The organism is Streptomyces fragilis (genome assembly GCF_003112515.1).
Taxonomy (GTDB): domain Bacteria; phylum Actinomycetota; class Actinomycetes; order Streptomycetales; family Streptomycetaceae; genus Streptomyces; species Streptomyces fragilis.
In genome coordinates, this window is sequence record NZ_BEVZ01000009.1 from 294904 (window position 1) to 321815 (window position 26912).

Here is a 26912-nt window from a genome sequence, read left to right on the forward strand (position 1 = left end):
GCCGCCCGGCCGGGCCGGGCAGGGCCGTTCGGCCCTGCCCGCCACCGTGCAGCGCGCCCGGCGGGGGACTGCCGCGATGTGCGGGGCGGGCCCGGCGGGGCTCCGCGGGGCCCCGCCGCGTCCTGCGCAGGCTCACGGGGTTCACGGGGTTCACTCGTGGGCCACGACCGCGACGGGCGCGATCGCGTGGTGCAGCACCGCGTGGGCGACGGGTCCGATGTGGACGCCGAGCGCGCCGCGCCGGATCCGCCGGCCGACGACGACCAGCGAGGCTTCCGCCGAGGCGTCCAGCAGGTGGTCGGCGGCGCCACCGGTGCGCGAGACCTCGACCACCTCCACCGCGGGGAACTTCTCCCGCCACGGCGCCAGCGTCTCGGTCAGCAGGGCCGCCATCTCCCGCGTGTACTGCTCGTACAGGTCGACCGCGGCGGCCACGGCGTGGACGGTGTAGGGCGGCAGCGCCCAGCTCTGCACGACGTGCAGCGGGGCGCCCCGCCGTGCCGCCTCCTCGAAGGCGAAGGCGGTGACGGCCTCGCCGGGCCTGTCGGTGTCGATGCCCAGCACGACGGGCCGGAAGGCGGGACGCCCGCCGGCCGGGGCCGCGGGCAGGAACTCGTCCGCGCCGGTCTCCCCGGCGCGGACCAGGACCACGGGCGTGCGGCTGGAGGCGACCACGGACTGCCCGACCGAGCCCACCAGGAACCCGCCGATCCGGCCCAGGCCACGCGACCCGAGCACCAGCAGTTCGGCCTCCGCGGCCGCCTCGGGCAGCACTTCGGCCGGACGGCCGGCGATCAGCCGCTCGGTCACCTCCAGGCCGGGACGGCGTCCGGTGATCTCCTCGGCGACCGCGCGCAGGACGCGGCCGCTCCAGTGCTCCAGGGTCGCGGGGTCGGATCCGGTGGCCGCGGCCAGGCGGTCGGGCAGCGGCTCCCACGCCTTCACGAGCGTCAGCGGCAGCCCGCGCAGTTCCGCCTCACGGGCGGCCCACCCGGCGGCGGAGCGGCTCGCCGGGGAGCCGTCGATCGCGGCGACGATGGTACGGGTCATGGTGGTGGCCTCCTGTGAGGTGGTCCGTCGTGGGTGTCATGGGGAGCCGGGCCCTCGGGCACGGCCCGGCCGGGGGGCCGGCCGGTCCCGTCGGCGGGGACCGGCCGGCGCCGGGCGGGCGCCCGGTCAGCGCAGCCAGCGGTGGTCGCGCACCAGGGGCAGCCGGGCCCACGGCGCTCCGACGCCCATGACCCGGCCCGCCGAGGCGGCGGCCAGGACCACGAGGACGAGCGCGTAGACGAGGTGGTAGTCGACAAGGGGATTGGTCGACATGCTGGGCGCGCCGTCCGCGAGCTGCCGGGCGGGCGGCCATTCCGCGGCCCACATCAGCGCCATCATCACGGTGCCGGCGACGGCCGCGGGCCGCAGCGCGACGCCGACGGTGACGGCGAGCCCGATGCCCAGCAGGCCGAGCATGAAGAGCCAGTCGGCCCAGGTCGCCCCGGCCCAGCCGCGGAAGGTCTCCTGCAGCGGGCCGACGGACACGTGTCCCAGGAAGCCCGCGGTGGGCGAGCCGCCGTCGATCCAGCCCTTGCCGGAGCCGGTGGCGTACCCGAGCCCGAAGGTCTTGTCGAGGAACGCCCAGAGGAAGACGGACCCGGTCGCCAGCCGCAGTGCGGCCAGGGCGAAGGCCGGGGCCGGGGTGGCGGCGGGGGCCGGGGCGGCGAGGGCCGGGGCCGGGGTGGCGGGGGCCGGGGGCGCTGCCGGGGCGGCGGGGCGGGAGGTGGAGCCGTCGGATCGGAGCTGCTCGTGCACGGCCATGGGAGGAGCCCTTCGCGTGAGGTCCGGTCGGCGTCCGACGGGTCCTGGCGGTGTCCGACGGGGTTCCCGCCGGTTGCTGACAGGTCCAATCTCCCGGCTGCGGCCCGCCGCGCCTGCGTGCCGGTGGGGCCCCTCCCGGGGGCCGAAGGTCCCGTCCTGCCGGGACGGTCGGCGCCACGGACCGGCGCCCCTTGCCCGCCGGCCGGGGACGAGGTGAGAGTGTGCGGGTCGGCAACAACCCCGGGGAAAGGGAGCAGATGGCAGCGACACAGCGCCGTGGCCGGAGGATCATGATGACCGCCGAGGAACTGGACGCCTTCCTCGCCACGGAACGCACCTGCCGCGTCGCCACGGTCTCACCGGAGGGCGCCCCGCACGTCAGCGCGCTCTGGTTCGTCTGGGACGGCTCCTCCCTCTGGCTGTACTCCCTGACGCGCAGCCGCCGTTGGGCCGACCTGCGCAAGGATCCCCGGATCGCGGTGGTGGTCGACTCCGGCGAGGAGTACGGCGAGCTGCGCGGCGCGGAGCTCTCCGGGACGGCCGAGTTCGTCGGCGAGGTCCCGCGCGTCGGCGAACCGGTCCCCGAACTCGAGGGTGTGGAGTCCCTGTTCGCCCGGAAGTACTTCGGCCTGGAGGCGCTCCCGCACGACCACCGCCACGCCTGGGTCCGCCTCACCCCGGAGGCCGTCGCCTCCTGGGACTTCCGCAAGCTCCCCCGGGGCTGAACTCCCGCGCGGGGCGGGGGTGTTCTCAGCCGGGTCCCCCGCCCTGCGCGCCCTGCGCGCGCAGCGCGCCGACGACCGCGCCGATGGCCGGCCGCCGGTCCGCGTCCCCCCGCCAGACCGCGTAGACGTGACGGGAGACCCGCGGCCGCAGCGGCACGGTGACCACGCCGGCCGGCACCGGCTCGCGCCCCAGCGCCGGGGCCACGCAGACGCCCAGACCGGCTGCCACCAGCGCGAGCTGGGTGTGCGTCTCGGGCGCCCGGTGGGCGATGTCCGGTTCCACCCCGCGGGCCCGCAGCGTGGCCAGCAGCCACTCGTGGCAGAACTCGCCCGCGCCCCAGGTGATCCACTCCTCCTCGGCGAGTTCCGCGAGGTCGATCTCCACCGCGCCCGCCAGCCGGTGCCCGGCGGGGAGCGCCGCCTCGGCGGGGTCCTCGAGCAGCGAGGCCGTCCGCAGCCCCTCCGGGACGGCCAGCGGCCGGTCGTGCCAGTCGAGCACCACCGCGAGGTCGTGGTCGCCGCGGGCCACCCCCACCACCGCCGCCCCTGGATCGACCTCCCAGGACCTCACCCGCAGCCCGGGGTGCCGGGTCCGCAGCGCCGCGAGGGCGCCCGGCAGCAGGCCGCGGGCGGCGGTCGGGAACGCCGCCACCCGCAGCTCGCCCGCCACCGCCCCGCGCCGCGCCTCGAGCTCGGCGCGCGCCCGTTCGGCCTGTGCGAGGATCCGCGCGGCGTGCCCGGCCAGCAACAGCCCGGCGTCGGTGAGCCGCACCCCGCGTCCGTGCCGGGCCAGCAGCCTCTCCCCCGCCTCCCGCTCCAGCTTGGCCAGCTGCTGGGAGACCGCCGAGGTCGTCACGTGCAGCGCCTCGGCCGCCCCGCCCACGGACCCGTGCCGGGCGAGCGCGTCCAGCACCCGCAGGCGTTCGAGGTTCATCATGGCGGCGATGCTACGAGGCCCCGGGGCCCGTCAGGCGGCCCCGGCGGGTGCGGCGGACGCGGCGGGTGCGGCAGTCCCAGCAGGTACGGCGGTGCAGCGGCCCCGGCGCTCCCGGCAGGTACGGCGCTCCCGGCGGGTACGGCGGTGCAGCGGCCCCGGGCTCCCGGCGGGTGTGGCGATCCCGGCGGACGCGGCGGACGCCGCGGACGCGGGCATCACCGGGGCTCGCGTCACCGGGGCGGAGGGCCTCCGGGGCTGAGCGCTTCCAGGGCGGAGGCCTTCCGGGGCGGGGCGGCACCGGCGGCGGTGTCCGGGAGCGGTACCGCCGCGGTGCGCAGGACGGCCGGGGCGGTACCCGCCGTGTCGAGGGGCGGCCGGCGGAGGGCGGCACCCGCCGGGTGCGGCGGCGCGGTGTCCGCCGCCCTCCCGCGGACCCGGCGTCTCGCGGTCGGTTCCGGGACGGGGCGGGGCGGGGACAACCGTCAGACGTACCCCCGTGCCGCGTCGCCGTGCAGCACCCCGGCCACCGCACGGGCCAGTCCCGGCATGTCGGCCTCCTGGAGCGTGGAGACCGTCACCCGGACCGCCGGCCCGGCGACCGTCCGGAAGCGGGCCCCCGGCGCCACCGCCCACCCGGCCTGCAGCAGCCCCGCGACCGCGCCCGTCTCGTCGGACACCGGGATCCACACGTTCATCCCGCTGCGCCCGTGCGCCTCCACCCCGCACCGGGCGAGCTCCGCGACCAGCGCCCGGCGCCGCCGCCCGTAGGACTCCGCGACGGCCGTCCGGTCCACCGCGCCGCCGGTCCACAACTCCACCAGCGCCCGCTGCGTCAGCCGGCTCACCCACCCCGGGCCCAGCCGCTGCCGTCCGCGGACCCGGTCGACGGTGACCGCGTCGCCGGTGAGCACCGCGAGCCGCAGGTCGGGTCCGTACGTCTTGGCCACCGAGCGGACGAAGGCCCATGACCCGGTGACCCCGGCCAGCGGGTGCAGCGGCAGGTCGACCATGCCGTGCCCGTGGTCGTCCTCGATCAGCAGCGTCCGCGGGTGCCGTCCGAGCACCTCCCTGAGCGCCTCCGCACGCGCCGCGCTCAGCGCCGCGCCGGTGGGGTTCTGCGCACGGTCGGTCACGACCAGCGCCCGGGCGCCGTCCTCCAGCGCGCGCCGCACGTCCTGCGGCAGCGGGCCCTCGTCGTCCACGCCGACGGAGACCACCCGCAGGCCGAGGGCCGGGACCAGGTCGAACACGCTGCCCCAGCCCGGGTCCTCGACGGCGACCGCGTCCCCGGGCCGCAGGTGGGCGACCAGTGCCCGCTCCATCGCGTCGAGCGCGCCGGAGGTCACGGTGACCGGACCGTCCGGCACGCCGTCGGCGTCGAGTTCCGCGCGGGCGAGGCGCACCAGGTCGGCGTCGAGCGGGTCGTCCCCGTAGAGCACGGGCGCCCGGTCGGCGCGCGCCGCGGCCGCCGCGAAGGCGGGCGCCAGCGGCGGCAGCAGCGCCGGGTCGGGGTTGCCCCGGGAGACGTCACGCACGCCCTCCGGCACGTGCACGTCGATCGCGTCGCGGCCGGTGGTGGCGGGCCTGGGCCGCACCCGGCTGCCCTTGCGGCCCGCCGTCTCGATCACCCCGCGCTCGCGCAGGATGCGGTAGGCGGCGGCCACGGTGTTCGGATTGACCCCCAGTTCCGCGGCCAACTCCCGCATGGGCGGCAGCTGTCGACCGGGCTCCAGCGTCCCGGCGCTCACCGCCCGCTCGACGTCGGCGGCGATCTCCGTGGCGCGACGACCTGCGATCCTATATTCTCCTAGCACAAACAACATTATGCACTAGTGCAATGGAGAACGCCATGCAGGGGGAGCAGTACGCGCCGACCGGGCGCACCGTCCCGACCCGGGCGCCGCAGCGCGCCTCGTACGACAAGGACGTCGTGCACGCGATCCTCGACGAGGGATGGGTCTGTCATCTGGGCTTCGTCCGCGGGAACGCCCCGGTGGTGCTGCCGACCATCTACGCGCGGGTCGGCGAGCGGCTGTACCTGCACGGCTCCACCGGTTCGCGCCCGATGCGGGCCGCGGGGGCGGTGGGCGGCGAGGAACCGGGGATGCCGGTCTGCGTGACGGTCACCCACGTCGACGGAGTGGTCCTGGCCCGCTCCGCCTTCCACCACTCGGTCAACTACCGCTCCGTGGTGGTGCACGGCACGGCCCACCAGGTCACCGACCCCCAGGAACGGCGCATGGCGCTCGACGCCCTGGTCGACCACGTGGTCCCGGGCCGCTCGGCGCAGAGCCGTCCCGCGAACAAGAAGGAACTGGCCGCCACGGCGGTGGTGCGGGTGGACCTGACCGAGGTGTCCGCCAAGATCCGCACCGGCGGCGTCAACGACGAGCCCGAGGACCTGGACCTCCCGCACTGGGCGGGCGTCCTCCCCCTGCGCAAGGGCTACGAGGCACCGCTCCCCGACGAGGGCCTGGCCGACGGCACCGAACTGCCGCCCCACATCACGGCGGTCCTGACCTGACGTCTTCCCGGGGCCGTGGACGTCCCGCTCCTCCACGGCCCCCGGCCTCCTGACGGCCGGGGCAGCCGACGCGGCCCGCCCACGGCCCGCGACCGGCCCGCAGGCTCACCCGAGGCCCCGCGAGCGACACGCAGGCTCACCCGGGCCCCCGCGACCGACCCGCAGGCTCACCCGGGCTCCCGCGGGCGGGCCTCAGGGCCGCCCGGAGTCGCCGGCCCGCGCCTCGGACCCGGTGGCCGCGGCGACCGTCCCGCCCCCGCCGGCCACCGGTTCCGCCGCCGGGGTGGCCGGCGCGGAGGACTGGGCGATCAGCGCCCCCACCAGCACCAGGACGCCGCCCGTGATCTGCACCGCCCCCAGGTGCTCGCCGAGCAGCAGCCAGGCCGCCGCCGAGGCCACGACGGCCTCGAGGCAGGCGACCACCCCCGCGACCGCCGGCGAGAGCCGCCGCACCGAGAGCACACCGGTGAGGTAGGCCAGCACCGTCGAGAGGAGCACGATCCACGCCACCAGCACCCAGGCCCGCACCGTGCTGCCGTTCATGTCGACGGTCCCGGTCAGCACCTGCCAGTCGATGGCCCACGGCCGCGCCGGCAGGGTGATCGCCAGGCAGCCCACGAGCAGCCCGAAGGCGATCATGCCGAGCGGGTCGGGCGCCTCGCGCTCCCCGTCGGATCCGTGGTCGGCGAGGACGAAGTAGGCGACCTGGCAGCAGGCCGCGCCGAACGCCAGCAGCAGCCCGAGGGGGTCGAAGCCGAGCCCCGACCAGATCTCCACCACGCAGGCGAGCCCCGCCACCGCCAGCACCACGCCCAGCGCGGCCGCGCGCGCGACCTGACGCCGCTGCACGAACCGCACCCAGCCGAGGACCAGCGCGGGCGCCAGGTACTCGACCAGCATGGCCACGCCCACCGGGATCCGTGAGATCGCCGCGAAGTAGGCGGCCTGGACGCCCGCCACCGCGAACATGCCGAAGCCGAGCAGCATCAGCGGCCGTCGCCGCAGCAGCTCCCGGTGCCGCCAGGCCACCGGGAGCAGCACCAGCGCCGCCCCGGTGATCCGCAGCCAGACCACCTCGAGCGGGGCGAGCCCCGCCTCGATCAGCGGTTTCGCCGCCACACCGGATCCACCGAACGTCACCGCGGACAGGACGGCGAGAGTGAGTCCCGCGCCCTTCCCGGACCGCACCACACCGATTTCTGAGTCACGCACCGACACATGATGACAGCAGGTGACAGCACCGTCATCCCCAATGGCTGCTGTCTCATGCCTCGGGCGGGGCGCCGTCCCCCGCCTCCGCCCTGCCGCCCCACCGTCACGGGATCCACCCGCCGGCGATTGGCCTTGTCGCGCCCCGCCGCGGCCCGGCTAACGTCCTGGCATGCGTATCCGACTCGTCGACGCCTTCACCGACCGACCGTTCGCCGGGAACCCCGCGGGAGTCCTCCTGCTCGACACCTTCCCCGACGACGCCTGGCTGCAGAACGTGGCCCTGGAGATGAACCAGGCGGAGACCGCCTTCGCCCACCCGCTGCCCGCCGGCGGCGAGGCGGACTGGGCCCTGCGCTGGTTCACCCCGGCCACCGAGGTCAGGATGTGCGGGCACGCCACCCTCGCCACCGCGCACGTCCTGCACACCACGGGCGCCCACCCGGGGCCGGTCCGGTTCGCCACGCTCAGCGGCGTCCTGACCGCGACGCCCGCGGAGGACGGCTGGATCACCCTCGACTTCCCGACCGCCCCGCTGTCCCCGGTGCGGCCCCCGGCCGAACTGGCCGGAGCCCTCGGTACCGAGCCGCTGACCGTCCTGGACACCGGCCCGGACGTGGGCGACCTGCTGGTCGAGGTCGCCGACGAGCGCACCCTGCGGGGGCTGTCCCCCGACTTCACGGCTCTCTCCGACTGCTCCGAGCGCGGCGTCATCGCGACGGCCCGCCCCGACGACCCGTCGGTGGGCCACGACTTCGTCTCCCGCTGCTTCTTCCCCCGGATCGGCATCGACGAGGACCCGGTGACCGGCAGCGCCCACACCGCCCTGGCGCCGTTCTGGGCGGCGCGCCTCGGCCGCTCCGCCCTCACCGGTCTGCAGGCGTCCGCCCGCTCGGGTCTGGTGCGCACCCAGGTGCGCGGCGACCGGACCCTGCTGACCGGGCGCGCGGTCACCGTCGTCGACGGCGAGCTGCTGGCGCCCGCCCCGTGACCCGGCCGGTCAGGCGGTGGGCAGCCAGTCCACCCGTCCGGCGAGCAGCGCGTACCCGACGAACGCGCCGACGTCGAGCAGCGTGTGGGCCGCGACCAGCGGCCCCACCCGGCCCCACCGCCGGTACAGCAGCACGAACACCACGCCCATGACCATGTTGCCGACGAAGCCGCCGATGCCCTGGTACAGGTGGTAGCTCCCGCGCAGCACCGCACTCGCGGCCAGCGCGGCGCCCGGGCTCCAGCCGAGGCCGCCGAGCCGGTGCAGCAGGTAGCCGAGCACGATGACCTCCTCCACCACCGCGTTCTGCGCGGCGGAGAGGATCAGCACGGGGAACTTCCACCAGACGTCCGGCAGCGCCTCGGGCACCACGGTGAGGTTGAACCCGAGGCCGCGGGCCGCCAGGTAGAAGGCGATGCCGGTGCTGCCGATCACCGCGGCGACGGCGGCGCCGCGCCCGAGGTCCTGCCACGGCCGGGTGCGGTCGAGGCCCAGGGTCCGCAGGCTCCCGCCCTCACGGGTGAGGAAGTGCGCGACCAGCAGCACGGGGACGAGCGCGGAGGCGATGCCGAACAGCTGCCAGGCGAGGTCCAGCCAGGGGCGGCCGGGCGCGGCGGACGCGTTGAGCGTGGCCGCCTGGTCCTTGAGGCCGCCCGGCCGGGTCAGCGACCCGACGAAGCTGATCACCGCCGCCACGGCGCTCGCCCCGAGGGAGACGCCGAGCACCAGCAACGTCTCGTCCCGCAGCGTCCGCCGCGAGACCCGCTCGACCCCGACCTCGGATCCCGTCCCCGTCGTCCCCGTCACCCGCGCCTCCGTCCGCACGCCACCACAGGCCCCACAGCTTGCCAGAGCCACCGCGACACGCTGACGCGCCGCCCCCCGGTGCGGCCCGGGGGGCGGCAGCGGGGGACGGCGCGGGGTGGCGGCGGGGGCGGCGCGGCGCGTCCGGACCCGGTCGGGGCGGCGCGGCGCGGTGCCGGGGTCCTACCTCCCCCCGTACTCCGGCAGGCCCAGCGGCCAGGTGTGGACCGGCTGTCCCTCCCACTGGAGCTCCGCGTAGCGACGGGTCATGGCGGCCAGCGCCTCCTGCCGCGACAGGCCCCGCTCGAGACCCGCGTGGAACACCGCCGCCTGCCAGGACGCGCCGTTCACCCTCCGGCGGCATCGTTCCTCGATCACGCCGAGGTAGAGCTCCCGGTCGGCCGGCTCGATCCCCCAGGCCTCGAGGCCCGCGTGCGCCAGCGGCAGCAGTTCCTCGAGCACCAGGGTGACCGCCTCGACCTGCTGCGTGCCGCCGAGGCGTCCCCGCCGCGGCCACTCCAGCCGCGCGTCGATCCCGTACCGGCAGGCCGCCTCGAAGTTGGCCGCCGCCGACTCGAACGGCAGCCGCGTCCACACCGGGCGCGACTCCTCGGCGAGGGCACGCACCAGCCCGTAGTAGAAGGCCGCGTTGGCCACCACGTCGATCACCGTCGGTCCGGCCGGCAGCACCCGGTTCTCCACCCGCAGGTGCGCCGTTCCGTCGGCGACGTCGTACACCGGCCGGTTCCACCGGTAGACCGTGCCGTTGTGCAGCACCATCTCGGCGAGCTTGGGCGTGCCCCCGGCGTCGAGCACCTCCATCGGGTCCTCGTCGTCCAGGATCGGCAGCAGCGCCGGGAAGTACGTCAGGTTCTCCTCGAACAGGTCGACCGCCGAGGAGACCCACCGCTCGCCGAACCAGGTCCGCGGCCGTACGCCCTGTGCCTGGAGCTCCGGCGGCCGGGTGTCCGTCGACTGCTGGAACAGCGGCGGCCGCGACTCCCGCCACAGCTCCTTGCCGAACAGGAAGGGCGCGTTGGCGCCCACCGCGATCTGTGCCGCGGAGATCGCCTGGGCCGCGTTCCACACGTCGGGGAACCGCTCCGGCGTCACCTGGAGGTGCAGCTGCACCGAGGTGCAGGCGGCCTCCGGGGTGATGGAGCGGGCCGTGGTGGTGAGCTTCTCGACGCCGTCGATCTCGAGCGCGAAGTCCTCCCCGCGCGCGGAGACGATCTGGTCGTTGAGGAGCGTGTAACGGTCGACGTCGGAAATGTTGGCGGAGATGAGATCGTCGCGCTCGAGCGTCGGCAGGATGCCGATCATCACGATCCCCGCGTCGACCTCCCCCGCCTTTCGGTGGGCATATGCCAATGACGTCCGCAACTCCTCCGCGAGCTGGTCGAATACCTGCCCGCCGAGCCGGTGCGGTTCGATGTTGACCTCGAGGTTGAACATCGCGAGTTCGGTCTGGAAATCACGGCTCGCGATCCTCTCCAGCACCTCCGCATTCATCATTCGCGGCATGCCGTCGGATCCCGCGAGATTGAGTTCGATCTCCAGGCCCATGAGATTCTTCGGCCGGTCGAACTGCCTCTCCTTCAGCAACCGCTCGAGACCCGCCAGGCACCGCTGGAGCTTGTCCCGGTAGCGCTGGCGATCGGACAGGTCGAACGACCCTGCCTCGACCTTCTCCCCCATCGCAGCGTCCTCCTCGGATGGGTGGCCGCCTGTGCGGCCGGTGTCCGTCTGTCTGTCGCCCGGGTCTTCGTCCGGTCCGCAAGTGATGATGCCCGCCCTGGACGATCGATAACGTCCCCATGAGGACCCGCCGACCGTTAGGCTGACCTCCAGCGCCGTACGGCACATTCGCACGGCATGCGCCAAGGCGTCGTTTCCGGCGTTCTGGGAGCCCGGGAAAACGGTGTCGAAAACCGGCCGACCCCGCCTCGCGCGTCGCCCGAGGTCACTGCGTCGAAGCGCCCCGGAAATCAGGAGATAACGCGACGAATTTCCGGCGCGAACAATCCTTGCCGTTCACATGGAAAACAGCTAGCCGAAACACTGCGTGAACACGGGTCGTATAAACTGCGCAAACGAGGCGGAGAAGCACGTGCGCCCACGATCGTGCGCCCCGTCACCGAAGGTGGCATCGGGCCGGCCCGGTCCGAGCGATCCGACCGGTCCGGCGCGGCTCTCCGACCCCTCGAGCTGACAGCAGACAGCGCCCGCCCCACCCCTCGCCCGCGCGCCACCGTGCCTGTCGAAAGAGAGGCGACCCACCATGCCGCTGCATGTCCCTCCGGCACCGCCCGCCGCCCTGCGCACCGTACTGGCGGCCCTCGGCACACCCGCCGCCGTCCGTGACCCCCGTACGCCGTCGCTGCGCGGCGCCCAGGGTCCCCTGAACCCCGAACTGCCGTTGCCCGTCCACGTGCTGGAGAGGATCACGGCGGACGGGACACCCGTCGTCCGGCTCGCCGGCTGGCGCTTCCTGATCCGCTCCGGCGATCATGCCGTGGCCGCCGCGGAGACCCTGGAGACGGCCGAGGGCTGGGCCTTCTCGCACTTCTTCGAGGGCCCCTACGTCACGTCGACCGAACGCGCGCTGCGCCAGGCCGAGGAGGCGGGACAGCCCTACCAGCCCCGCCTGCTGTCCGTGCCGGGCCTGTACATGCTGACGCTCTGGCTGCACGCGGACCCCGAGGCGGACGCCGCGACCGGGCTGCCCGACGCCCTGGACCTGCTGATACCGCTGGCCCCGGCGCCGCCGGGGATCGCCAGTCACCTGCCGCACCGGGTCGAGGAGCTGCTGCCGCTGCTCACCCGCCGGGTGGGCCCGGCGGGCCCGCCGCCCGTCCTGCGCCCGGCCGCCTGACCGTAGCCCGCCGCCTCGCACCGCGCCCCCACGGCATCCGTGCCGTGGGGGCGCGGCACGCGTTTGGCCCGAAGTGACCAGGCCCGCACCACCCGTCCGAACCACCTGGTAGATCCGGGCACTTGGCACGAACCGCCCGCACGGGTGGTGCGTCCTGAACCGTTGAGGGGGCGTGCCGCGAAAACCCTGCGGAACGCCTGCCGTGAGCGCAAACTTGTCCGCACGACGTCCTACGGGGGGCGGCCATGTACAGCCGTGACAGGAAAGCCGAAGCGTCCACCACAGAACGAGAGAACCCGACCATGTGCCAGCACCAGCCGCCGTGCCCGACAGCCGACTCCCCCGACAGGGAATCCGCCCGCCTCGTGGCGCACCACCCCGAGCAGGGCTGGAGCCTGCTGTGCAACAGGGTCGTGCTCTTCGAGGACACCGGGGAGCTCCTGCCGGACGGCCGCGTCATCGCGCCGCACCGGTTCGCCACCGCGGTCTGAGTCCGGCCGGGAAACCGCGAGGGCCGGCCGCGGCGCCGCAGCACCGCGACCGGCCCTGACCCCGCGCGGCCGGCGCCGCGCGGGAAGGGACCGCCGATCCCTCAGTTGTCGTACGCGTCCAGCGGCGGGCAGGAGCAGACCAGGTTCCGGTCGCCGAACGCCTGGTCGATGCGCCGCACCGGCGGCCAGTACTTGTCCGGCATGGAGACGCCGCCCGGGAAGACGGCCGTCTCCCGCTCATAGGCGTGCGTCCACTCGCCGGCCAGCGTGCCCGCGGTGTGCGGCGCGTTGCGCAGCGGGTTGTCCTCGGCCGGCCACTCACCGGAGCCGACCTTCTCGATCTCCGCGCGGATGGCGATCATCGCCTCGACGAACCGGTCCAGCTCGGCGAGGTCCTCCGACTCGGTCGGCTCGATCATCAGCGTGCCGGCGACCGGGAAGGACATCGTCGGGGCGTGGAAGCCGTAGTCGATGAGCCGCTTCGCCACGTCGTCGACCGTCACGCCGGTGGCCTTGGTCAGCGGACGCAGGTCGATGATGCACTCGTGCGCCACCAGGCCGCCGGGGCCGGTGTACAGCACCGGGTAGTGCGGCTCGAGCCGCTTGGCGACGTAGTTGGCCGCGAGGACGGCGACCTGGGTGGCGCGCTTGAGGCCCTCGCCGCCCATCAGCCGGACGTACGCCCAGGAGATGGGCAGGATGCCCGCGGAGCCGAACGGCGCCGCCGAGACCGGGCCGACACCCGTCTCGGGGCCGGCGGCCGGCTGCAGCGGGTGGTTCGGCAGGTACGGCGCGAGGTGCGAGCGGACGGCCACCGGGCCGACGCCCGGACCGCCGCCGCCGTGCGGGATGCAGAAGGTCTTGTGCAGGTTGAGGTGCGAGACGTCGCCGCCGAAGTGACCGGGCTTGGCGAGTCCGACCAGCGCGTTCAGGTTGGCGCCGTCGACGTACACCTGGCCGCCGGCCTCGTGGACCTGGGCGCAGATGTCGGCCACGTGCTCCTCGAAGACGCCGTGCGTCGACGGGTAGGTGATCATCAGCACCGACAACTCGTCGCGGTGCTTCTCGATCTTCGCCCGCAGGTCGTCGACGTCGATCTCGCCGTCGTCGGCGGTCTTCACCACGACGACCTTCATGCCCGCCATCACGGCGCTGGCGGCGTTGGTGCCGTGCGCGGAGGACGGGATCAGGCAGACGGTGCGGTCCAGGTCGCCGTTGGCCCGGTGGTAGCCGCGGACCGCGAGCAGACCGGCCAGCTCGCCCTGGGAACCGGCGTTGGGCTGCAGGGAGACCTTGTCGTAGCCGGTGACCTCGGCGAGGCGCTCCTCCAGCTCGCGGATGAGCGACAGGTAGCCCTCGGCCTGCTCGGCCGGGGCGAACGGGTGCAGCGCGCCGAACTCGGGCCAGGTGACCGGCTCCATCTCGGTGGTCGCGTTGAGCTTCATCGTGCAGGAGCCCAGCGGGATCATGCCGCGGTCGAGCGCGTAGTCGCGGTCGGAGAGCCGGCGCAGGTAGCGCAGCATCGCCGTCTCGGACCGGTGCTGGTGGAACACCGGGTGGGTGAGGTAGACGTCCGTGCGCAGCAGACCCCCGGGCAGGCCGTCGGCAGCCGTCCCGTCCAGCGCCTCGACGTCGCCCTCGACGCCGAAGGCGGCCCAGACGGCCTCCAGCTGGGCGCGGCCGGTGGTCTCGTCGCAGGCGGCCGAGACGTGGTCGGCGTCGACCAGGCGGAGGTTGACGCCCCGGTCGCGGGCGGCCTCGACGACCTGGGCGGCCCGGCCCTCGACCCGCGCGGTGACGGTGTCGAACCAGGCGTCGTTGACGATCTCCACACCGCCGGCCCGCAGGCCCGCGGCGAGGATGTCGGCGTAGCGGTGGGTGCGCTCGGCGATGCCCTTGAGGCCGTCCGGGCCGTGGTAGACGGCGTACATGCCGGCCATCACGGCGAGGAGGACCTGCGCGGTGCAGATGTTGCTGGTGGCCTTCTCGCGGCGGATGTGCTGCTCACGGGTCTGCAGCGCCAGGCGGTAGGCCTTGTTGCCGTCGGCGTCCTGCGAGACGCCGACGAGGCGGCCGGGCAGGTTGCGGGCGAACTGCTCGCGGACGGCCATGTAGCCGGCGTGCGGACCGCCGAAGCCCATCGGCACGCCGAAGCGCTGGGTGGTGCCGACGGCGATGTCCGCGCCGAGCTCGCCCGGCGAGGTCAGCAGGGTCAGCGCCAGCAGGTCGGCGGCGACGGTGACGACGGCGCCGAGCTCGTGGGCCTGGTCGATCAGCAGCTTGATGTCACGGACCGCGCCGGAGGCGCCGGGGTACTGGATCAGCACGCCGTTGATCTCGCGGCCGGCGATCTCGGCGGGGATGCCCTGCGAAAGGTCGGCCACGACGACCTCGACCCCGGTCGGCTCGGCACGGGTCTCGATCACGGCGACGGTCTGCGGCAGCGCGTCGGCGTCGACCAGGAACAGGCCGTTCTTCTTCTTGCCGACCCTGCGCGAGAGGGCCATGGCCTCGGCGGCGGCGGTGCCCTCGTCGAGCAGCGAGGCGCCGGAGGTGGGCAGACCGGTCAGGTCGGCGACCATGGTCTGGAAGTTGAGCAGCGCCTCGAGCCGCCCCTGGGAGATCTCCGGCTGGTAGGGCGTGTACGCCGTGTACCAGGCCGGGTTTTCCATCACGTTGCGCAGGATCACCGGCGGAGTGAAGGTGCCGTGGTAGCCCAAGCCGATCATCGGGGCGAGGACCTGGTTGCGGTCGGCGAGCTCCCGCAGTTCGGCCAGCACCTCGGCCTCGGTGCGCGCGCCCGGCAGGTCGAGGGCGTCGGCGTTCTTGATCACGTCGGGGACCGCGGCGGCGGTCAGCTCGTCGAGCGAGCCGTAGCCGACCTGCGCGAGCATCTTCGCGCGGGAGCCCTCGTCGGGGCCGATGTGACGCTGCTCGAAGGGGATGCCCTGCTCGAGCTGGGAGAGCGGGGTGCGAGGGGCAGTCATGGGGTGAGGCCTCCTGGTCTGGCGCGACCTTCGGGGGGCACCACGGCTGTGGGGTGCCCGACGGCCTCCCCCTCTGTCATCGCGACCTGAGAGCTTCACCGGCCGCCCGAGGCGCCCGGCTTTCACCGTCGGTGAGAGCGGCGGACATCCGGAGGTCCGGCGCCGCTCTGCTTTCCAGAGTGACCTCGTCCGCGCGGTACGTGTGCCTGAGAGATTCCGGGGAGGATTTGCTCCTTCGGCGCCTCCGAAGGCTCTCGGAGGACTCTCCCGCGCGGGGTCAGCAGCCAAGGCCCAGCCTACCAGCGAGGCTGTGGAGTGGGCTTTCGAGTGGCCGCCGCCCGGAAAGTGCACTTTGGTGGTCCCGACGGCTGTGCTGCGTCAGTGAGCTGCGACCCGAAGGAGGGAACGTGCAGACAGACATCGATCCCCGGAGCCTGATAGGCCGCAAGGCGTTCGACTGCGACGGCAACCGCATCGGCACGGTCGACGAGGTGTACCTCGACGACGCCACCGGTTCCCCCGAATGGGCGGCCGTCCGGACCGGACTGTTCGGCCGCGACGTCTTCGTCCCGCTGGAGACCAGCGAACTGGTCGAGGGCGCGCTCCGCGTCCCCTACGGCCGCGCCCACATCAAGGACGCCCCCGGCTACGGGGTGGGCCGCCACCTCTCCCCCGAGCAGGAACTCTCCCTCTACCGCCACTACGGCTTCGACGTCGAAGCTCCCGCCCCGCTGCCCGACCGCGATTTCGGCCACCTGCCCGACCCGGAGGACGCCTGACCGCTCCGCCTCCCGGTGCGGCGGGGGTCACGGGCCGCGGTGTCGGCCGAACGCCCGGTGTCAGCCGGACGCCCCGTCCCGCTCGGCACCACCGGCGGCCGCGGTCACCGGCTTCGCCGGGGGCTCCCCGGCGCCCCGGGACGCTGCGAGGGCCCGTCCCCCGGACGGCGACGCGAGGGCCTCGGCGGACGCAGGGGCCTCGGTCGCCGCGGGTGCCTCGGCGGACGCGGGGGCTTCGGCTGCCGCAGGGGCCTCGGTCGCGGCGGGTGCCTCGGCGGACGCGGGGGCTTCACCTGCCGCAGGGGCCTCGGTCGCCCTGGGTGCCTCGGCGGACGCGCGTGTCGCGGTGCCCTCCGCCCCGCGGGGTGCCGCCGGCTCCGTCGCGACCAGCGGCAACGGGTCCGCGGGCTCCAGCTCGGGATCGTCGACGGCGAAGGTCCGCACCCTCCCGGGCGCCGGCGAGTCGGGCGTCTCGAACCGCACCGTGACCCGCCCGAGGCCGCTGCCCTGCACCCAGCCGTGTCCGTGCACCGCGTGCCGTACGTCGTGCCCGGCGGTCCACCGCGGCACCGGCCGCGCGACCGACGGCTCCCGCCCGGGCGGCGACCGGTGTTCCGTGTCGTCCACCGCCGCCGGACCGCCGGCCCCCCGCTCCCCGCCGGCGCCCTCCCCCGCCCGCGCCTCCTGAGCCACCGGGTCCGCATGAGCGGCCTCGAGGGCTCGAGCCGCGTCCGCCGCCCGCGCCGCCTCGGCGGCCTGCGCGGCCTGGGCGAAGAGGTCCTCCTGCGTGAAGTCGGCGAGGCCCGAGACGCCGACCCCCAGCAGCCGCACCCCGCCGGTGGTGTCGACCCCCTCCAGCAGCCGCGCCGCGGCCTCCCGGACCACCGCGGGGTCGTCCGTCGGGCCGCGCAGGGTCTCCGAGCGGGTCAGTGTGGAGAAGTCGTAGCGCCGCACCTTCAGCTGGATGGTGCGCCCCGCGTGCCCGCCCTCGCGCAGCCTGCGCACGCAGCGGTCGGCCAGACGCCGCACCTCCCCCTGGATCCGCACCCGGTCGTGGATGTCCACGTCGTAGGTGTCCTCGACGGACACCGACTTGGTCTCCCGTTCCGCCACCACCGGCCGCTCGTCGAGGGCCAGCGCCATGGCGTACAGGCCCTGTCCGTGGGCCTTGCCCACCAGCCGCACCAGCTCGTCCTCGCCCGCCTCGGCGAGCTCGCCCACGGTGGTGATCCCGGCACGGCGCAGGTGATCGCCGGTGGCGGGCCCGACGCCGGGCAGGGTCCGCACCGGCATCGGCGCCAGCAGCTCCCGCTCCGTCCCCGGCTCGATGAGCACCAGGCCGTCCGGCTTGGCCTCCTCCGAGGCGATCTTCGCCAGCATCTTCGACGCGGCCAGCCCCACCGACCCGGTGAGCCCGGTGACCGCGCGGATGTCCTCGCGCAGCCGCTCCCCCACCCGCCGGGCGGACGCCGCGTCCCAGGCGACGCCGCCGGCCTCGAGGTCGACGAACGCCTCGTCGAGACTGAGCGGCTCGACCAGGGGCGACAGGGAGCGCAGCAGCGCCATCACCTGGTCGCTGATCGAGCGGTACAGGGAGAACCGCGGCGACAGGTAGGCGGCGTTGGGCGCCAGCCGCCGGGCCTGGCCGGTGGGCATCGCGGACCGTACCCCGAAGACACGCGCCTCGTAGGAGGCCGTGGCCACCACGCCGCGCGGTCCCAGTCCGCCGACCACCACCGCCTTGCCGCGCAGGCTCGGCTTGGACGCCTGCTCCGCCGCGGCGAAGAAGGCGTCCATGTCGAGATGGAGAATCGTCGGCGCGGACCTCACACCTCCGATGGTGCCGCACACCACCGACAGTGCGGCCCACCGGCCGTGCGGCGCGGTGGGCCGCACTGTCGGTGGGCCGGGTCAGACCGCCCGGTTGCCGCGCCTGCGCGCCAGCTCGTCGGCCGGGTTGTGCCCGATCAGCGTCTCCCCGGTGTCGACGCGCTCGCCGTGCAGTTGCGAGAGCGCCTTCTCGACGTCCCGCCACACCACTCCGACCGCGATGCCGAAGATCCCCTGGCCGCCCTGGAGCAGCGCGTGCACCTCGTCGGGGGAGGTGCACTCGTAGACCGTGGCCCCGTCGCACATCAGGGTCATCCCCTCCAGGTCCCGGAACCCCTGCTCGCGCAGGTGCTGGACCGTGGTGCGGATGTTCTGCAGCGACACCCCGGTGTCGAGGAACCGCTTGACGATCTTCAGGACGACGACGTCCCGGAAGCTGTAGAGCCGCTGCGTCCCCGACCCGTGGGCCGGACGCACGCTGGGCTCGACGAGCCCCGTGCGCGCCCAGTAGTCCAGTTGGCGGTAGGTGATCCCCGCGGCGGCGCAGGCCGTGGGCCCGCGGTATCCGACATGCTCGGACGTCGTCCGTGCCCCGTCCAGGCCGTCCGTGCCGGCCGCCGAGCGCTGCGGCGCGTAACCGGCCGCGTTGCCGTGGGGCCGATACGGACCGCTGCCGCCCGGGACACGTCCCGTGGCGTCGTCGGCCGTACCGTCGCCGCTGATTCTCACGCCGACCTCCGTCCTAGACCTGCCATCCAGACGGTAGGCAGTCGTCAGGGGTGCGTCAACGATCGCCACACTCGCCACGCCGAGTGATAATCACCCTGCGGGTGGTTTTCCGTGCCCCGTCACGGGGAAAGGCTAGCCGAATGCGCTTCGCGCGGGCGGCAGGACGGCGGCACGCGTCACGGGCAATTGCCGACGCGCCGGCCGCGAACGGCCGGCGCGTCCTGGGACTGCCTCGGATCGTGTGGTTCTGTCACTGGTTGCTGCTGCCGAAGTCCTCGGGAGAGATCTGGTCGAGGAACTCGCGGAACTTCTCCACCTCGTCCTCCTGCTCGTCCGGGATGGCGATCCCCGCGTCGTCGAGCACACCGTCACTGCCGTAGATCGGCGTGCCGGTGCGCAGGGCGAGCGCTATGGCGTCGGACGGGCGGGCGCTGACCTCCACCCCGCTGGCGAAGACCAGCTCGGCGAAGAAGACACCCTCACGGAGGTCGGTGATCCGCACCTCGCTGAGCTCCTGGCCCACCGCCTCCAGCACGTCCTTGAAAAGGTCGTGCGTGAGCGGCCGCGCGGGCACCATGCCCTGCTGGGCGAAGGCGATCGCCGTCGCCTCCCCGGGGCCGATCCAGATGGGAAGGTAGCGGTCGCCTCCCACTTCGCGCAGGAGCACGATCGGCTGGTTGGAGGGCATTTCGACCCGGACACCTACGACATCGAGCTCGTTCACACAGCAACCCTAGGCCGTGCCCGCACCGTTTGGGTAGTCGAGCAGGGCATGGGTGGATTTCCGGCCCTCACGACAGGCGCACGCCGAGGGCGGTCTGCAGCAGCGCGGAGTGCAGACGGGTGGCCAGCCCGGCCAGCTCCCGCGCCGTGACCCGCGCGTCGTGCCTGGTGTCCGGGTTGGGGTGGTGCCGCAGCGGCGCGACGACCTGGTCCACCAGGCCCGCGTCGCGGTCCGCGGCGGTCTTCATGGCCCTCAGGTGGCGCGGCTCGATCCCGAACCGGGCCATCTCGGCGAGCAGCGTGGCGACGGTGACCGCCGCCGCGTCGTAGCCGCCTTCCGGCAGCGGCTCGATCAGCCCGTAGGCCTCCCAGGCCTCCAGCTGCTCCTCGCCGGTGCCGGCGGCCGCGAGGAGTTCGTCACGGCCGATCCGCACCGCCGTGGCGCCCTCCGGCTCCCGCCCGTCCTCCGGCCCCTCGCCGGGGTGCTCCTCCGGCTCGCCCGCCCCGCCGAGGGCGGGGACGGCCGCGTCGGCGTCCGCACCGTCGTCCGGGACCGCCACGCCCTCGATCACGTCGAGACGCTCGCGGATGACCTTCAGGGGCAGATAGCCGTCCCGCTGCATCCGCAGCACCCGGGCCAGCCGCTCGACGTCACCCGCGCTGAACTTCCGGTACCCCGACGGGGTGCGCCGGGGGTCGACCAGCCCTTCCGACTCCAGGAACCGGATCTTGGAGACGGTGACTTCGGGGAACTCGTCGCGCAGCAGACCGAGCACCGTGCCGATGCTCATCAGCCGGCTGTCCGCGGTGGCGGCGCCGGGACCGGCGCCGCCACTCGGTGGTTCAAGCATGGACCTTCCCTGGAGTTGCCCCCGGACTGGTCCGGAGGGTCAGACGCTCCGCTGGCTCGCGTAGAAGACCAGGCGGTACTTGCCGATCTGGACCTCGTCACCGTTGGCCAGAGCGACCTCGTCGATGCGCTCCCGGTTCACGTACGTGCCGTTGAGGCTGCCCACGTCGGCCACCGTGAAGTGACCGTCGGGGCCGCGGCGGAACTCCACGTGGCTGCGGGAGACCGTCACGTCGTCCAGGAAGATGTCGCTCTGCGGGTGACGACCCGCCGTCGTCAGGTCGGCGTCCAGCAGGAAACGGCTGCCGGAGTTGGGGCCGCGCCGCACCACCAGGAGCGCCGAACCGGCAGGCAGTGCCTCGACCGCGGCCTGAGCCTCGGGCGACAGGGCCGGGACCTGCGTCTGACCGGTGGCCTCCGGGTCGTACGACTCGATGCCGGAGATGGAGATCGTCGAGGTCGTCTCGGAGGGACGCTCCGGGACGCCTGCCCGGAGCGGCGCCCCGCAGTGCGAGCAGAAGCGGCTGTTCTCCGCATTGCGGTTGCCGCACCGCGTGCACACCAGCGCCGACATCGACGGATCCTTCTGCTGCGGCTGCCCCGCCGCTGAACCCGACGGGTCCCCGAAACCTATGCGGGCCGCCTGGGCAGGGTCAACGGCCGACGCGCCGTGACCACCAGAATTGCCACCCTCCGGACCAGCGACCTGGTCCCGGTAGAGCGGCCGGTTCCCCGCGTCGGAACCATCGCGATGGCGGGCCGTCTCGCTCCCGCCCTCTCGCGCACTCTTGCCGAACAACTTCGCAAACAAATTCACGGGCGATTCCCCTTGACCGAAACAGACCCGCCCGTGGGGCAGGACGAACCCTGACTGCACCGACCGGCCGACCCGGACATCTTCACAACGTCCGTCTCCGCCATACAGTTTCCACCACTCACCACTTCTTCGGCGCGCCGACCCCCCGCGACCCGACGTCCCGTCGGGACGGCGTGCCCGAAGCCCCGCCTCACCGGGCCGACGACCGAGCGTAGTCAGGCCGCTTCGCCGCTCGCAAGGCGTCCACGACGATCTTCGTCCGGCGCTCCACGACGACGGTGGCCTGCTCCTTCTCCAGAGTCTGCACCACCCCTCCGGGGATGTTCAGCGCGGGCTCCAGATCCTGCGGTTTCCCGATGACCTTGAAACGATACGGAGCGGAGATCTTCTTTCCGTCCACCGACACTCCGGCACCCGTGTCCGGGCGGGCCGTCAGGTAGGTGCTCGCGACGACGCGGACGCCGTTGAGCTCGATGGCCTCCGCCCCGGCGGCCCGCAGCTCCTGGACGGCGTCCAGCAGCTTGTCGGGACCCACGGCCTTGCGCGGGTCCTCCACCGTGACCTCGATGCCGGGACCCTCCGCGGGGACCGTGCCGGCCAGCACGCCCAGCTGCCGCTCCTTGGCGAGCGTCTGGCGCCGGGCCTCCTCGGCCTGGTCGGAGCTGTTCTCCAGCTCCGACCGCTGGTCCTCCAAGGCCTGCTGCTCCTCCTCCAGCCGCGCCGTGCGGTCGTCGAGCTCGTCGAGGATGCGGACCAGGTCCTCCTGCCGGGCGCCGCGCAGCGCGGTGTCCCCCGCGCTGTGCGAGGCCACCTGCACGGCCAGTCCGAAGCCCAGGCCGAAGAGCAGCAGCGCCACGATCAGCTGGGCCCTGCTCGCCCTGGGGGGCCAGAGGCTCTGTACGAGCCTCTGACGGCCTGTCACGGTGGGCGGAGCGTCCTGTTCCGGCGCCTGCGGTTCAGGGGCCGTGGCGGGCCTCTCCTCGGGCAGCTCCTTGCGCAGCCGGTGATCCGGCCCGTCCCCGCTCCCGCGGGGCCCCGCATACCCGTGGTGGCGCTCCTCGCTCATCGCCTCACGCCCTGAACACGTGCCGGCGGATGGCCGCGGCGTTGGAGAAGATGCGGATGCCCAGGACGACCACCACGCCGGTGGACAGCTGGGCCCCCACGCCCAGCTCGTCGCCGAGGAAGACGATCAGCGCCGCGACGACCACGTTGGACAGGAACGAGACGACGAAGACCTTGTCGTCGAAGATGCCGTCCAGCATGGCCCGCAGCCCGCCGAAGACGGCGTCCAGCGCCGCCACCACGGCGATGGGGAGGTACGGCTCCACGGCGACCGGGACCTCGGGCCGGACCAACAGGCCCACCACGACTCCCACGACGAGGCCCAGTACGGCGATCACGATGTGCCCTTCCCGCTGTGCGGCTGTTCAGCCTCTGCTGGTTCCGACTCTGCTGGTTCCGATGTCTGCGCCGGCTCCGCCTCGCGCAGGATCACGCTGGGGGCGGCCGGCAGCCGCAGGTCCTCCTCGACCGAGATGGCCGTGCGGATCCCGTAGTTCTCCTGCAGCGCGTAGAGGTAGAGGCCGTCCGCGCTGTCCTGGAACCGGGTGCTCAACGGCTTCCCGTCCCCCACCGCCAGCACCGTGTACGGCGGCGCCAGCGGCTTGTTGTCGACCAGTATCGCGTCGCCCGCGGCCCGGATGGCGGACAGGGCGGTGAGGCGCTGCCCGTTGACGGAGACCGCCTCGGCGCCCGACTCCCACAGCCCGTTCACGACCCGCTGCAGGTCCCGGTCACGGACCCGGCCGGTGTCCGAGAAGCCGCTGGAGCCACGCGGCTCGCCGTCGGCCTCGGTCCCGGTGTCCTCCGCGTCGTCGACGACCAGCTTGACGCCCGGCCCGTGCACGGGGACGGCCCCGGACAGGATCTGGACGGTCTCCAGCCGGCCACCGCCGCCGCCGTGCTCCCGCAGCGCCTCGCGCTGCCGCTCGCCCACCTCGGCCCGCAGCCGGTCGACGCTGCTCTGCAGTGCGTCGGCCCGCTCGGTCTGCCGCCCGATCCGGTCGATCAGCTCCTCGCGCTCCCGGGCGACCACCGGCGCGTCCTCCCGGGCCTGGGCCGCGCCCAGCGTGACCACCAGGCCGGCCAGCACGAGCCCGGCCGCCAGCCCCAGCTTCGCCTTGAGCGTCTTCGGCAGCCCGCCGCCCTCACCGCGCTTGCGCGCGGCCGCCTCGGCATAGCCGTCGTCGAGGCTGTGGTCCATGACGTTGGTGAGCAGCGACATGGAGGCGTCCGGGCGCGAACGGCGAACGGGAGTGCTCCGAACGGGGGGCTGCTGCGGCATGCCGCACATCGTCGCATGCCGCGCCCGTGTACCACGAACGGCCCCACCGGCCACCCGTGGACCGCGACCGGCCCCACCGGCGTGCCGGACGGCCCCCACCACGGGGGCCGCCCGGCACGCGCGAGGAGGTGCGGACCTAGTTGCCGGCGCCCTCCACGACGGTGCTCCACTCGTCCAGGAGCGCCTGCGCGGACGCGTCGTCGGGGCCCTCCGCCCACAGGTGGGTGACCGCCTCGGCCGGGTCGGGCAGGACCAGCACCCAGCGCCCGTCGGCCTCGACGACCCGCACGCCGTCGGTGGTGTCGACGAACCGGTCGCCGGCCGCCTCGACCACCCGGCGCATCACCAGGCCCTTGACCGCCCACGGCGTCGCCAGGTCCCGCTTGAGCACGTGTGCCCGCGGAATCCGCGCGTCGATCTGGCTGAGGGTGAGCTGCGTGCGCGCCACCAGCCCGATGAGCCGCACGAAGGCCGCGGTGCCGTCGAAGACGCCGCTGAACTCGGGGACGATGAAACCGCCCCGGCCGTCGCCGCCGAAGATGGTCGTCTCCTCGCGACCCACCCGGGTCAGGTCGTCGGGCGAGGTGGTAGTCCACTCGACCTGCGTGCCGTGGTAGGCGGCCACCTGCTCCGCGATGCGGGTGGTGGTCACCGGCAGCGCCACCCGGCCGCTGCGGCGCTCGGCCGCGACCAGGTCCAGCATCACCAACAGCGCGCGGTCGTCCTCGACGATGCGGCCCTGCTCGTCGACGAGCGACAGCCGCTCGCCGACCGGGTCGAAGCGCACGCCGAAGGCCGCCCCGGAGGAGGCGACGATCTCGCCGAGCCGCTTGAGCCCGGCACGCCGCATCTCCAGCGTCTCGGTGGGCCGTGCCTCGTCCAGACCCGGGTTGATCGTCAGGGAGTCGACCCCGAGCTTGCCGAGCAGGCTCGGCAGCACCAGTCCGGCGCTGCCGTTGGAGGCGTCCACCACGACCTTCAGCCCCGCGTCCGCGATGCCGCTGGTGTCGACGTTGCGCAGCAGCGACCCGGTGTAGGAGTCGAAGGTGCTGGACGGGAAGTGCAGGTCGCCGATCTCACCGGGGAAGGCCCGCCGGTACTCCTGCCGCGCGAAGACGCGGTCCAGCTTGCGCTGCCCGGCCTGCGACAGGTCCGCGCCCTGGCTGTCGAAGAACATGATGTCCACGGAGTCCGGAACACCGGGCGTGGTGCGGATCATGATGCCGCCGGCGCTGCCTCGGGCGGTCTGCTGCCGGGCGACGGGCAGCGGCACGTTCTCGAGGTCTCGGACGTCGATGGCACTGGCCTGGAGCGCCGAGATCACGGCCCGCTTCAGCGCGCGGGCTCCTCGCGAGTGGTCGCGCGCGGTGGTGACGGTGGCGCCCTTCTTCAGGGTCGTGGCGTACGCGCCGGCCAGCCGCACCGCGAGCTCGGGGGTGATCTCCACGTTCAGGATGCCGGAGACGCCGCGCGCGCCGAAGAGGTGCGCCTGGCCTCTGGACTCCCAGATCACCGAGGTGTTGACGAAGGCGCCGGCCTCGATGGTCTTGAACGGGTAGACCCGCACGTTGCCCTGGACGATCGATTCTTCACCGATCAGGCACTCGTCGCCGATCACCGCCCCGTCCTCGATCCGGGCGGCCCGCATGATGTCGGTGTTCTTGCCGACCACACATCCGCGCAGGTTGCTGTGCGGCCCCACGTACACGTTGTCGTGGACGACGGCCTTGTGCAGGAAGGCGCCGCTCTTCACGACCACGTTGGAACCGACGACGGTGTGCTCGCGCAGCTCCGCGCCGGCCTCGACCTTGGCGTAGTCGCCGATGTAGACCGGCCCGCGCAGGACGGCGTCCGGGTGCACCTCGGCGCCCTCGGCCACCCACACGCCCGGGGAGATCTCGAAGCCGTCGATGTCGACGTCGACCTTGCCCTCGAGCACGTCGGCCTGGGCCTTGACGTAGCTCTCGTGCGTGCCGACGTCCTCCCAGTAGCCCTCGGCGACATAGCCGTAGATCGGCTTGCCCTCCTTCATGAGCTGCGGGAAGACGTCACCCGACCAGTCCACCGGCACGTCGGGCTGCACGTAGTCGAACACCTCGGGCTCCATCACGTAGATGCCCGTGTTGACCGTGTCGGAGAAGACCTGGCCCCAGGTCGGCTTCTCGAGGAAGCGCTCGACCTTCCCCTCGTCGTCCACGATGGTGATGCCGAACTCCAGCGGGTTCGGCACACGCGTCAGGCAGACGGTGACGAGGGCGCCCTTCTCCTTGTGGAAGTTGATCAGCTCGGTCAGATCGAAATCTGTCAGGGCGTCACCGGAGATCACGAGGAAGGCATCGTCCTTGAGTGCCTCTTCGGCGTTCTTGACGCTTCCCGCGGTGCCGAGCGGCTTTTCCTCGTTGGCATAGGTGAGCTCCATACCGAGCTCTTCGCCGTCACCGAAGTAGTTCTTGACCAGGGAGGCCAGGAACTGGACGGTGACCACGGTTTCGCTGAGCCCATGCCTTTTCAGCAGCCGCAGAACGTGCTCCATGATCGGCCGGTTGACCACCGGCAGGAGCGGTTTGGGCATGCTCGAGGTCATGGGGCGAAGGCGCGTGCCTTCGCCTCCGGCCATCACGACGGCCTTCATGTCGGAAGCGTCCTCCTCTGACAGACGACGGGTTGACCGACATCCTCCGTCCGAAGGGTCGCGCCAGTTCTGGACACGGGCCGTCGGACCCCTGGGGGTCACTCATCGGCGAGTCAGTCGGTAGTGGCCATGGTGTCCGCGCGAACAAGGCGTCGGACCTGCACCACGTAGAGGACTCCTGCCCACCAATAGAGGGTTGTACCCCACCCCGTGAAAGCCCAACCGAAAACAGCCGCCAGGGAGGCCAGCCACCCACTTCCGTCGCTCAGCAGAAGAAGCGGGAAGGCGTACATCAGATTGAACGTTGCGGCCTTCCCGAGGAAGTTCACCTGCGGCGGCGGGTATCCGTGCCGGCGCAGGATCGCGACCATCACCAGAAGGACGGCCTCACGCGCCAGCAGCACGACCGTCAGCCACAGTGGCAGGATCTCCCGCCAGGTGAGGCCGAGAAGGGTGGAGAGGATGTACAGCCGGTCGGCCGCGGGGTCGAGCAGCCGGCCGAGGCTGCTGATCTGGTTCCAGCGCCGCGCGAGCTTGCCGTCCAGGTAGTCGGTGACACCGCTCAGCGCCAGCACGAGCAGCGCCCAGCCGTCGCTCTTCGGGCCGCCGAACTCGGGCCGCAGGATGAGCCACAGGAACAGCGGCACGCCGAGAAGCCGCGCCATGCTGAGGATGTTGGGGATGGTGAGCACCCGATCCGTCTGGACGCGGGTCTCCTGGACCTCCACCCGGGGGCCTCCTGTGCTCATATACGTGTCGACGATGCGATCGAACCTTACCGCCAGGTCCGCCCTCCGGGCGCGGAGGGGTGCCCCGACGGCGAGGAACGGAGCAATACTGCCCGGAAATA

24 protein-coding genes and 2 riboswitches are annotated in these 26912 nt (G+C 73.5%); of the genes, 6 read left to right on the plus strand and 18 right to left on the minus strand.

Going from position 1 to position 26912, the window contains the following annotated elements; translation table 11 throughout:
- Window positions 1–150: 150 nt before the first annotated feature.
- Entirely contained in the window at window positions 151–1050 is a 900-nt protein-coding gene (locus Sfr03f_RS27450) for a universal stress protein (RefSeq protein ID WP_108956868.1), read from the minus strand.
- Between the two features lie 126 nt (window positions 1051–1176).
- Window positions 1177–1812, minus strand: coding sequence for a DoxX family membrane protein (locus Sfr03f_RS27455; RefSeq protein WP_108956869.1), 636 nt, complete (start codon window positions 1810–1812; stop codon window positions 1177–1179).
- 257 nt (window positions 1813–2069) lie between these two features.
- Here Sfr03f_RS27455 and Sfr03f_RS27460 point away from each other — a divergent pair, with 257 nt between their 5' ends.
- Window positions 2070–2537, plus strand: a complete 468-nt coding sequence (locus Sfr03f_RS27460) for a pyridoxamine 5'-phosphate oxidase family protein (RefSeq protein WP_108956870.1) — start codon at window positions 2070–2072, stop codon at window positions 2535–2537.
- Window positions 2538–2562: 25 nt separating this feature from the next.
- Here Sfr03f_RS27460 and Sfr03f_RS27465 read toward each other — a convergent pair whose 3' ends face one another.
- Both Sfr03f_RS27465 and Sfr03f_RS27470 read right to left on the minus strand, forming a co-directional pair.
- A complete protein-coding gene (locus tag Sfr03f_RS27465) occupies window positions 2563–3474 on the minus strand; it encodes a LysR family transcriptional regulator (protein ID WP_108956871.1) in 912 nt (303 codons plus the stop codon).
- Window positions 3475–3956: 482 nt separating this feature from the next.
- A complete protein-coding gene (locus tag Sfr03f_RS27470; protein ID WP_108956872.1) occupies window positions 3957–5288 on the minus strand; it encodes an aminotransferase class I/II-fold pyridoxal phosphate-dependent enzyme in 1332 nt (443 codons plus the stop codon).
- A gap of 23 nt (window positions 5289–5311) precedes the next feature.
- Here Sfr03f_RS27470 and Sfr03f_RS27475 point away from each other — a divergent pair, with 23 nt between their 5' ends.
- Window positions 5312–5998, plus strand: coding sequence for a pyridoxamine 5'-phosphate oxidase family protein (locus tag Sfr03f_RS27475; RefSeq protein ID WP_108956873.1), 687 nt, complete (start codon window positions 5312–5314; stop codon window positions 5996–5998).
- Window positions 5999–6190: 192 nt separating this feature from the next.
- Here Sfr03f_RS27475 and Sfr03f_RS27480 read toward each other — a convergent pair whose 3' ends face one another.
- On the minus strand, window positions 6191–7210 hold the full coding sequence (locus Sfr03f_RS27480) for an EamA family transporter (protein ID WP_245967785.1): 1020 nt from the start codon (window positions 7208–7210) through the stop codon (window positions 6191–6193).
- Between the two features lie 169 nt (window positions 7211–7379).
- On the opposite strand from Sfr03f_RS27480, the gene Sfr03f_RS27485 reads away from it, so the two are divergent.
- Window positions 7380–8198, plus strand: a complete 819-nt coding sequence (locus Sfr03f_RS27485; RefSeq protein ID WP_108956875.1) for a PhzF family phenazine biosynthesis protein — start codon at window positions 7380–7382, stop codon at window positions 8196–8198.
- A gap of 9 nt (window positions 8199–8207) precedes the next feature.
- On the opposite strand, the gene Sfr03f_RS27490 is transcribed toward Sfr03f_RS27485, so the two are convergent.
- Together Sfr03f_RS27490 and Sfr03f_RS27495 are read right to left on the minus strand one after the other, a co-directional pair.
- Complete coding sequence (locus tag Sfr03f_RS27490; protein ID WP_108956876.1) at window positions 8208–9005, minus strand: CPBP family intramembrane glutamic endopeptidase; 798 nt, start codon at window positions 9003–9005, stop codon at window positions 8208–8210.
- Between the two features lie 180 nt (window positions 9006–9185).
- Window positions 9186–10700, minus strand: a complete 1515-nt coding sequence (locus tag Sfr03f_RS27495; protein ID WP_108956877.1) for a glutamate-cysteine ligase family protein — start codon at window positions 10698–10700, stop codon at window positions 9186–9188.
- A 583-nt stretch (window positions 10701–11283) separates the two neighbouring features.
- Here Sfr03f_RS27495 and Sfr03f_RS27500 point away from each other — a divergent pair.
- Both Sfr03f_RS27500 and Sfr03f_RS27505 read left to right on the plus strand, forming a co-directional pair.
- Complete coding sequence (locus tag Sfr03f_RS27500) at window positions 11284–11877, plus strand: hypothetical protein (RefSeq protein ID WP_108956878.1); 594 nt, start codon at window positions 11284–11286, stop codon at window positions 11875–11877.
- Between the two features lie 302 nt (window positions 11878–12179).
- The gene (locus Sfr03f_RS27505) at window positions 12180–12368 is read left to right on the plus strand and encodes a DUF5999 family protein (protein ID WP_108956879.1); all 189 of its coding nucleotides are present in this window, start codon (window positions 12180–12182) and stop codon (window positions 12366–12368) included.
- A 101-nt stretch (window positions 12369–12469) separates the two neighbouring features.
- On the opposite strand, the gene gcvP is transcribed toward Sfr03f_RS27505, so the two are convergent.
- A complete protein-coding gene (gcvP, locus tag Sfr03f_RS27510; RefSeq protein ID WP_108956880.1) occupies window positions 12470–15355 on the minus strand; it encodes an aminomethyl-transferring glycine dehydrogenase in 2886 nt (961 codons plus the stop codon).
- A gap of 63 nt (window positions 15356–15418) precedes the next feature.
- Window positions 15419–15539: riboswitch (glycine riboswitch) on the minus strand.
- Window positions 15540–15635: riboswitch (glycine riboswitch) on the minus strand. It lies immediately after the preceding riboswitch.
- A gap of 127 nt (window positions 15636–15762) precedes the next feature.
- On the opposite strand from gcvP, the gene Sfr03f_RS27515 reads away from it, so the two are divergent.
- Window positions 15763–16134 carry a PRC-barrel domain-containing protein gene (locus tag Sfr03f_RS27515; RefSeq protein WP_108956881.1) on the plus strand — a complete coding sequence of 124 codons (372 nt, stop codon included), beginning with the start codon at window positions 15763–15765 and terminating at the stop codon, window positions 16132–16134.
- A gap of 60 nt (window positions 16135–16194) precedes the next feature.
- Here Sfr03f_RS27515 and Sfr03f_RS27520 read toward each other — a convergent pair whose 3' ends face one another.
- From Sfr03f_RS27520 to clsA, 10 genes are all read right to left on the minus strand, one after another.
- Window positions 16195–17964 carry a DNA polymerase IV gene (locus Sfr03f_RS27520; protein WP_108956919.1) on the minus strand — a complete coding sequence of 590 codons (1770 nt, stop codon included), beginning with the start codon at window positions 17962–17964 and terminating at the stop codon, window positions 16195–16197.
- 81 nt (window positions 17965–18045) lie between these two features.
- Window positions 18046–18693 carry a MerR family transcriptional regulator gene (locus Sfr03f_RS27525; protein WP_108956882.1) on the minus strand — a complete coding sequence of 216 codons (648 nt, stop codon included), beginning with the start codon at window positions 18691–18693 and terminating at the stop codon, window positions 18046–18048.
- Between the two features lie 250 nt (window positions 18694–18943).
- On the minus strand, window positions 18944–19417 hold the full coding sequence (locus Sfr03f_RS27530) for a bifunctional nuclease family protein (RefSeq protein WP_108956883.1): 474 nt from the start codon (window positions 19415–19417) through the stop codon (window positions 18944–18946).
- A gap of 67 nt (window positions 19418–19484) precedes the next feature.
- Window positions 19485–20267: a transcriptional regulator FtsR gene (gene ftsR / locus Sfr03f_RS27535; protein ID WP_108956884.1), complete on the minus strand. Its 783-nt coding sequence runs from the start codon at window positions 20265–20267 to the stop codon at window positions 19485–19487.
- A 39-nt stretch (window positions 20268–20306) separates the two neighbouring features.
- Window positions 20307–21191: a zinc-ribbon and FHA domain-containing protein gene (locus Sfr03f_RS27540; RefSeq protein WP_108956885.1), complete on the minus strand. Its 885-nt coding sequence runs from the start codon at window positions 21189–21191 to the stop codon at window positions 20307–20309.
- Between the two features lie 82 nt (window positions 21192–21273).
- Window positions 21274–22149: a DUF881 domain-containing protein gene (locus Sfr03f_RS27545; protein ID WP_108956886.1), complete on the minus strand. Its 876-nt coding sequence runs from the start codon at window positions 22147–22149 to the stop codon at window positions 21274–21276.
- Between the two features lie 4 nt (window positions 22150–22153).
- Window positions 22154–22486 (minus strand): small basic family protein, encoded by a 333-nt coding sequence (locus tag Sfr03f_RS27550; protein ID WP_108956887.1) that lies wholly within the window; start codon window positions 22484–22486, stop codon window positions 22154–22156.
- Window positions 22483–23439, minus strand: a complete 957-nt coding sequence (locus tag Sfr03f_RS27555; protein WP_108956888.1) for a DUF881 domain-containing protein — start codon at window positions 23437–23439, stop codon at window positions 22483–22485. Before Sfr03f_RS27555 ends, Sfr03f_RS27550 begins: the two co-directional genes overlap by 4 nt.
- A gap of 127 nt (window positions 23440–23566) precedes the next feature.
- The gene (locus tag Sfr03f_RS31570) at window positions 23567–26062 is read right to left on the minus strand and encodes a sugar phosphate nucleotidyltransferase (protein WP_108956889.1); all 2496 of its coding nucleotides are present in this window, start codon (window positions 26060–26062) and stop codon (window positions 23567–23569) included.
- 113 nt (window positions 26063–26175) lie between these two features.
- Entirely contained in the window at window positions 26176–26790 is a 615-nt protein-coding gene (gene clsA / locus Sfr03f_RS27565) for a cardiolipin synthase ClsA (RefSeq protein WP_108956890.1), read from the minus strand.
- Between the last annotated feature and the right edge of the window lie 122 nt (window positions 26791–26912).

Excerpts from the sequence above, each read along its gene's own strand:
- Sfr03f_RS27450 (WP_108956868.1), bottom strand. The coding sequence starts at position 1,050 with ATGACCCGTACCATCGTCGCCGCGATCGACGGCTCCCCGGCGAGCCGC.
- Sfr03f_RS27455 (WP_108956869.1), bottom strand. The coding sequence starts at position 1,812 with ATGGCCGTGCACGAGCAGCTCCGATCCGACGGCTCCACCTCCCGCCCC.
- Sfr03f_RS27460 (WP_108956870.1), top strand. The coding sequence starts at position 2,070 with ATGGCAGCGACACAGCGCCGTGGCCGGAGGATCATGATGACCGCCGAG.
- Sfr03f_RS27465 (WP_108956871.1), bottom strand. The coding sequence starts at position 3,474 with ATGATGAACCTCGAACGCCTGCGGGTGCTGGACGCGCTCGCCCGGCAC.
- Sfr03f_RS27475 (WP_108956873.1), top strand. The coding sequence starts at position 5,312 with ATGGAGAACGCCATGCAGGGGGAGCAGTACGCGCCGACCGGGCGCACC.
- Sfr03f_RS27485 (WP_108956875.1), top strand. The coding sequence starts at position 7,380 with ATGCGTATCCGACTCGTCGACGCCTTCACCGACCGACCGTTCGCCGGG.
- Sfr03f_RS27495 (WP_108956877.1), bottom strand. The coding sequence starts at position 10,700 with ATGGGGGAGAAGGTCGAGGCAGGGTCGTTCGACCTGTCCGATCGCCAG.
- Sfr03f_RS27500 (WP_108956878.1), top strand. The coding sequence starts at position 11,284 with ATGCCGCTGCATGTCCCTCCGGCACCGCCCGCCGCCCTGCGCACCGTA.
- Sfr03f_RS27505 (WP_108956879.1), top strand. The coding sequence starts at position 12,180 with ATGTGCCAGCACCAGCCGCCGTGCCCGACAGCCGACTCCCCCGACAGG.
- gcvP (WP_108956880.1), bottom strand. The coding sequence starts at position 15,355 with ATGACTGCCCCTCGCACCCCGCTCTCCCAGCTCGAGCAGGGCATCCCC.
- ftsR (WP_108956884.1), bottom strand. The coding sequence starts at position 20,267 with ATGCTTGAACCACCGAGTGGCGGCGCCGGTCCCGGCGCCGCCACCGCG.
- Sfr03f_RS27545 (WP_108956886.1), bottom strand. The coding sequence starts at position 22,149 with ATGAGCGAGGAGCGCCACCACGGGTATGCGGGGCCCCGCGGGAGCGGG.
- Sfr03f_RS27555 (WP_108956888.1), bottom strand. The coding sequence starts at position 23,439 with ATGTGCGGCATGCCGCAGCAGCCCCCCGTTCGGAGCACTCCCGTTCGC.
- Sfr03f_RS31570 (WP_108956889.1), bottom strand. The coding sequence starts at position 26,062 with ATGAAGGCCGTCGTGATGGCCGGAGGCGAAGGCACGCGCCTTCGCCCC.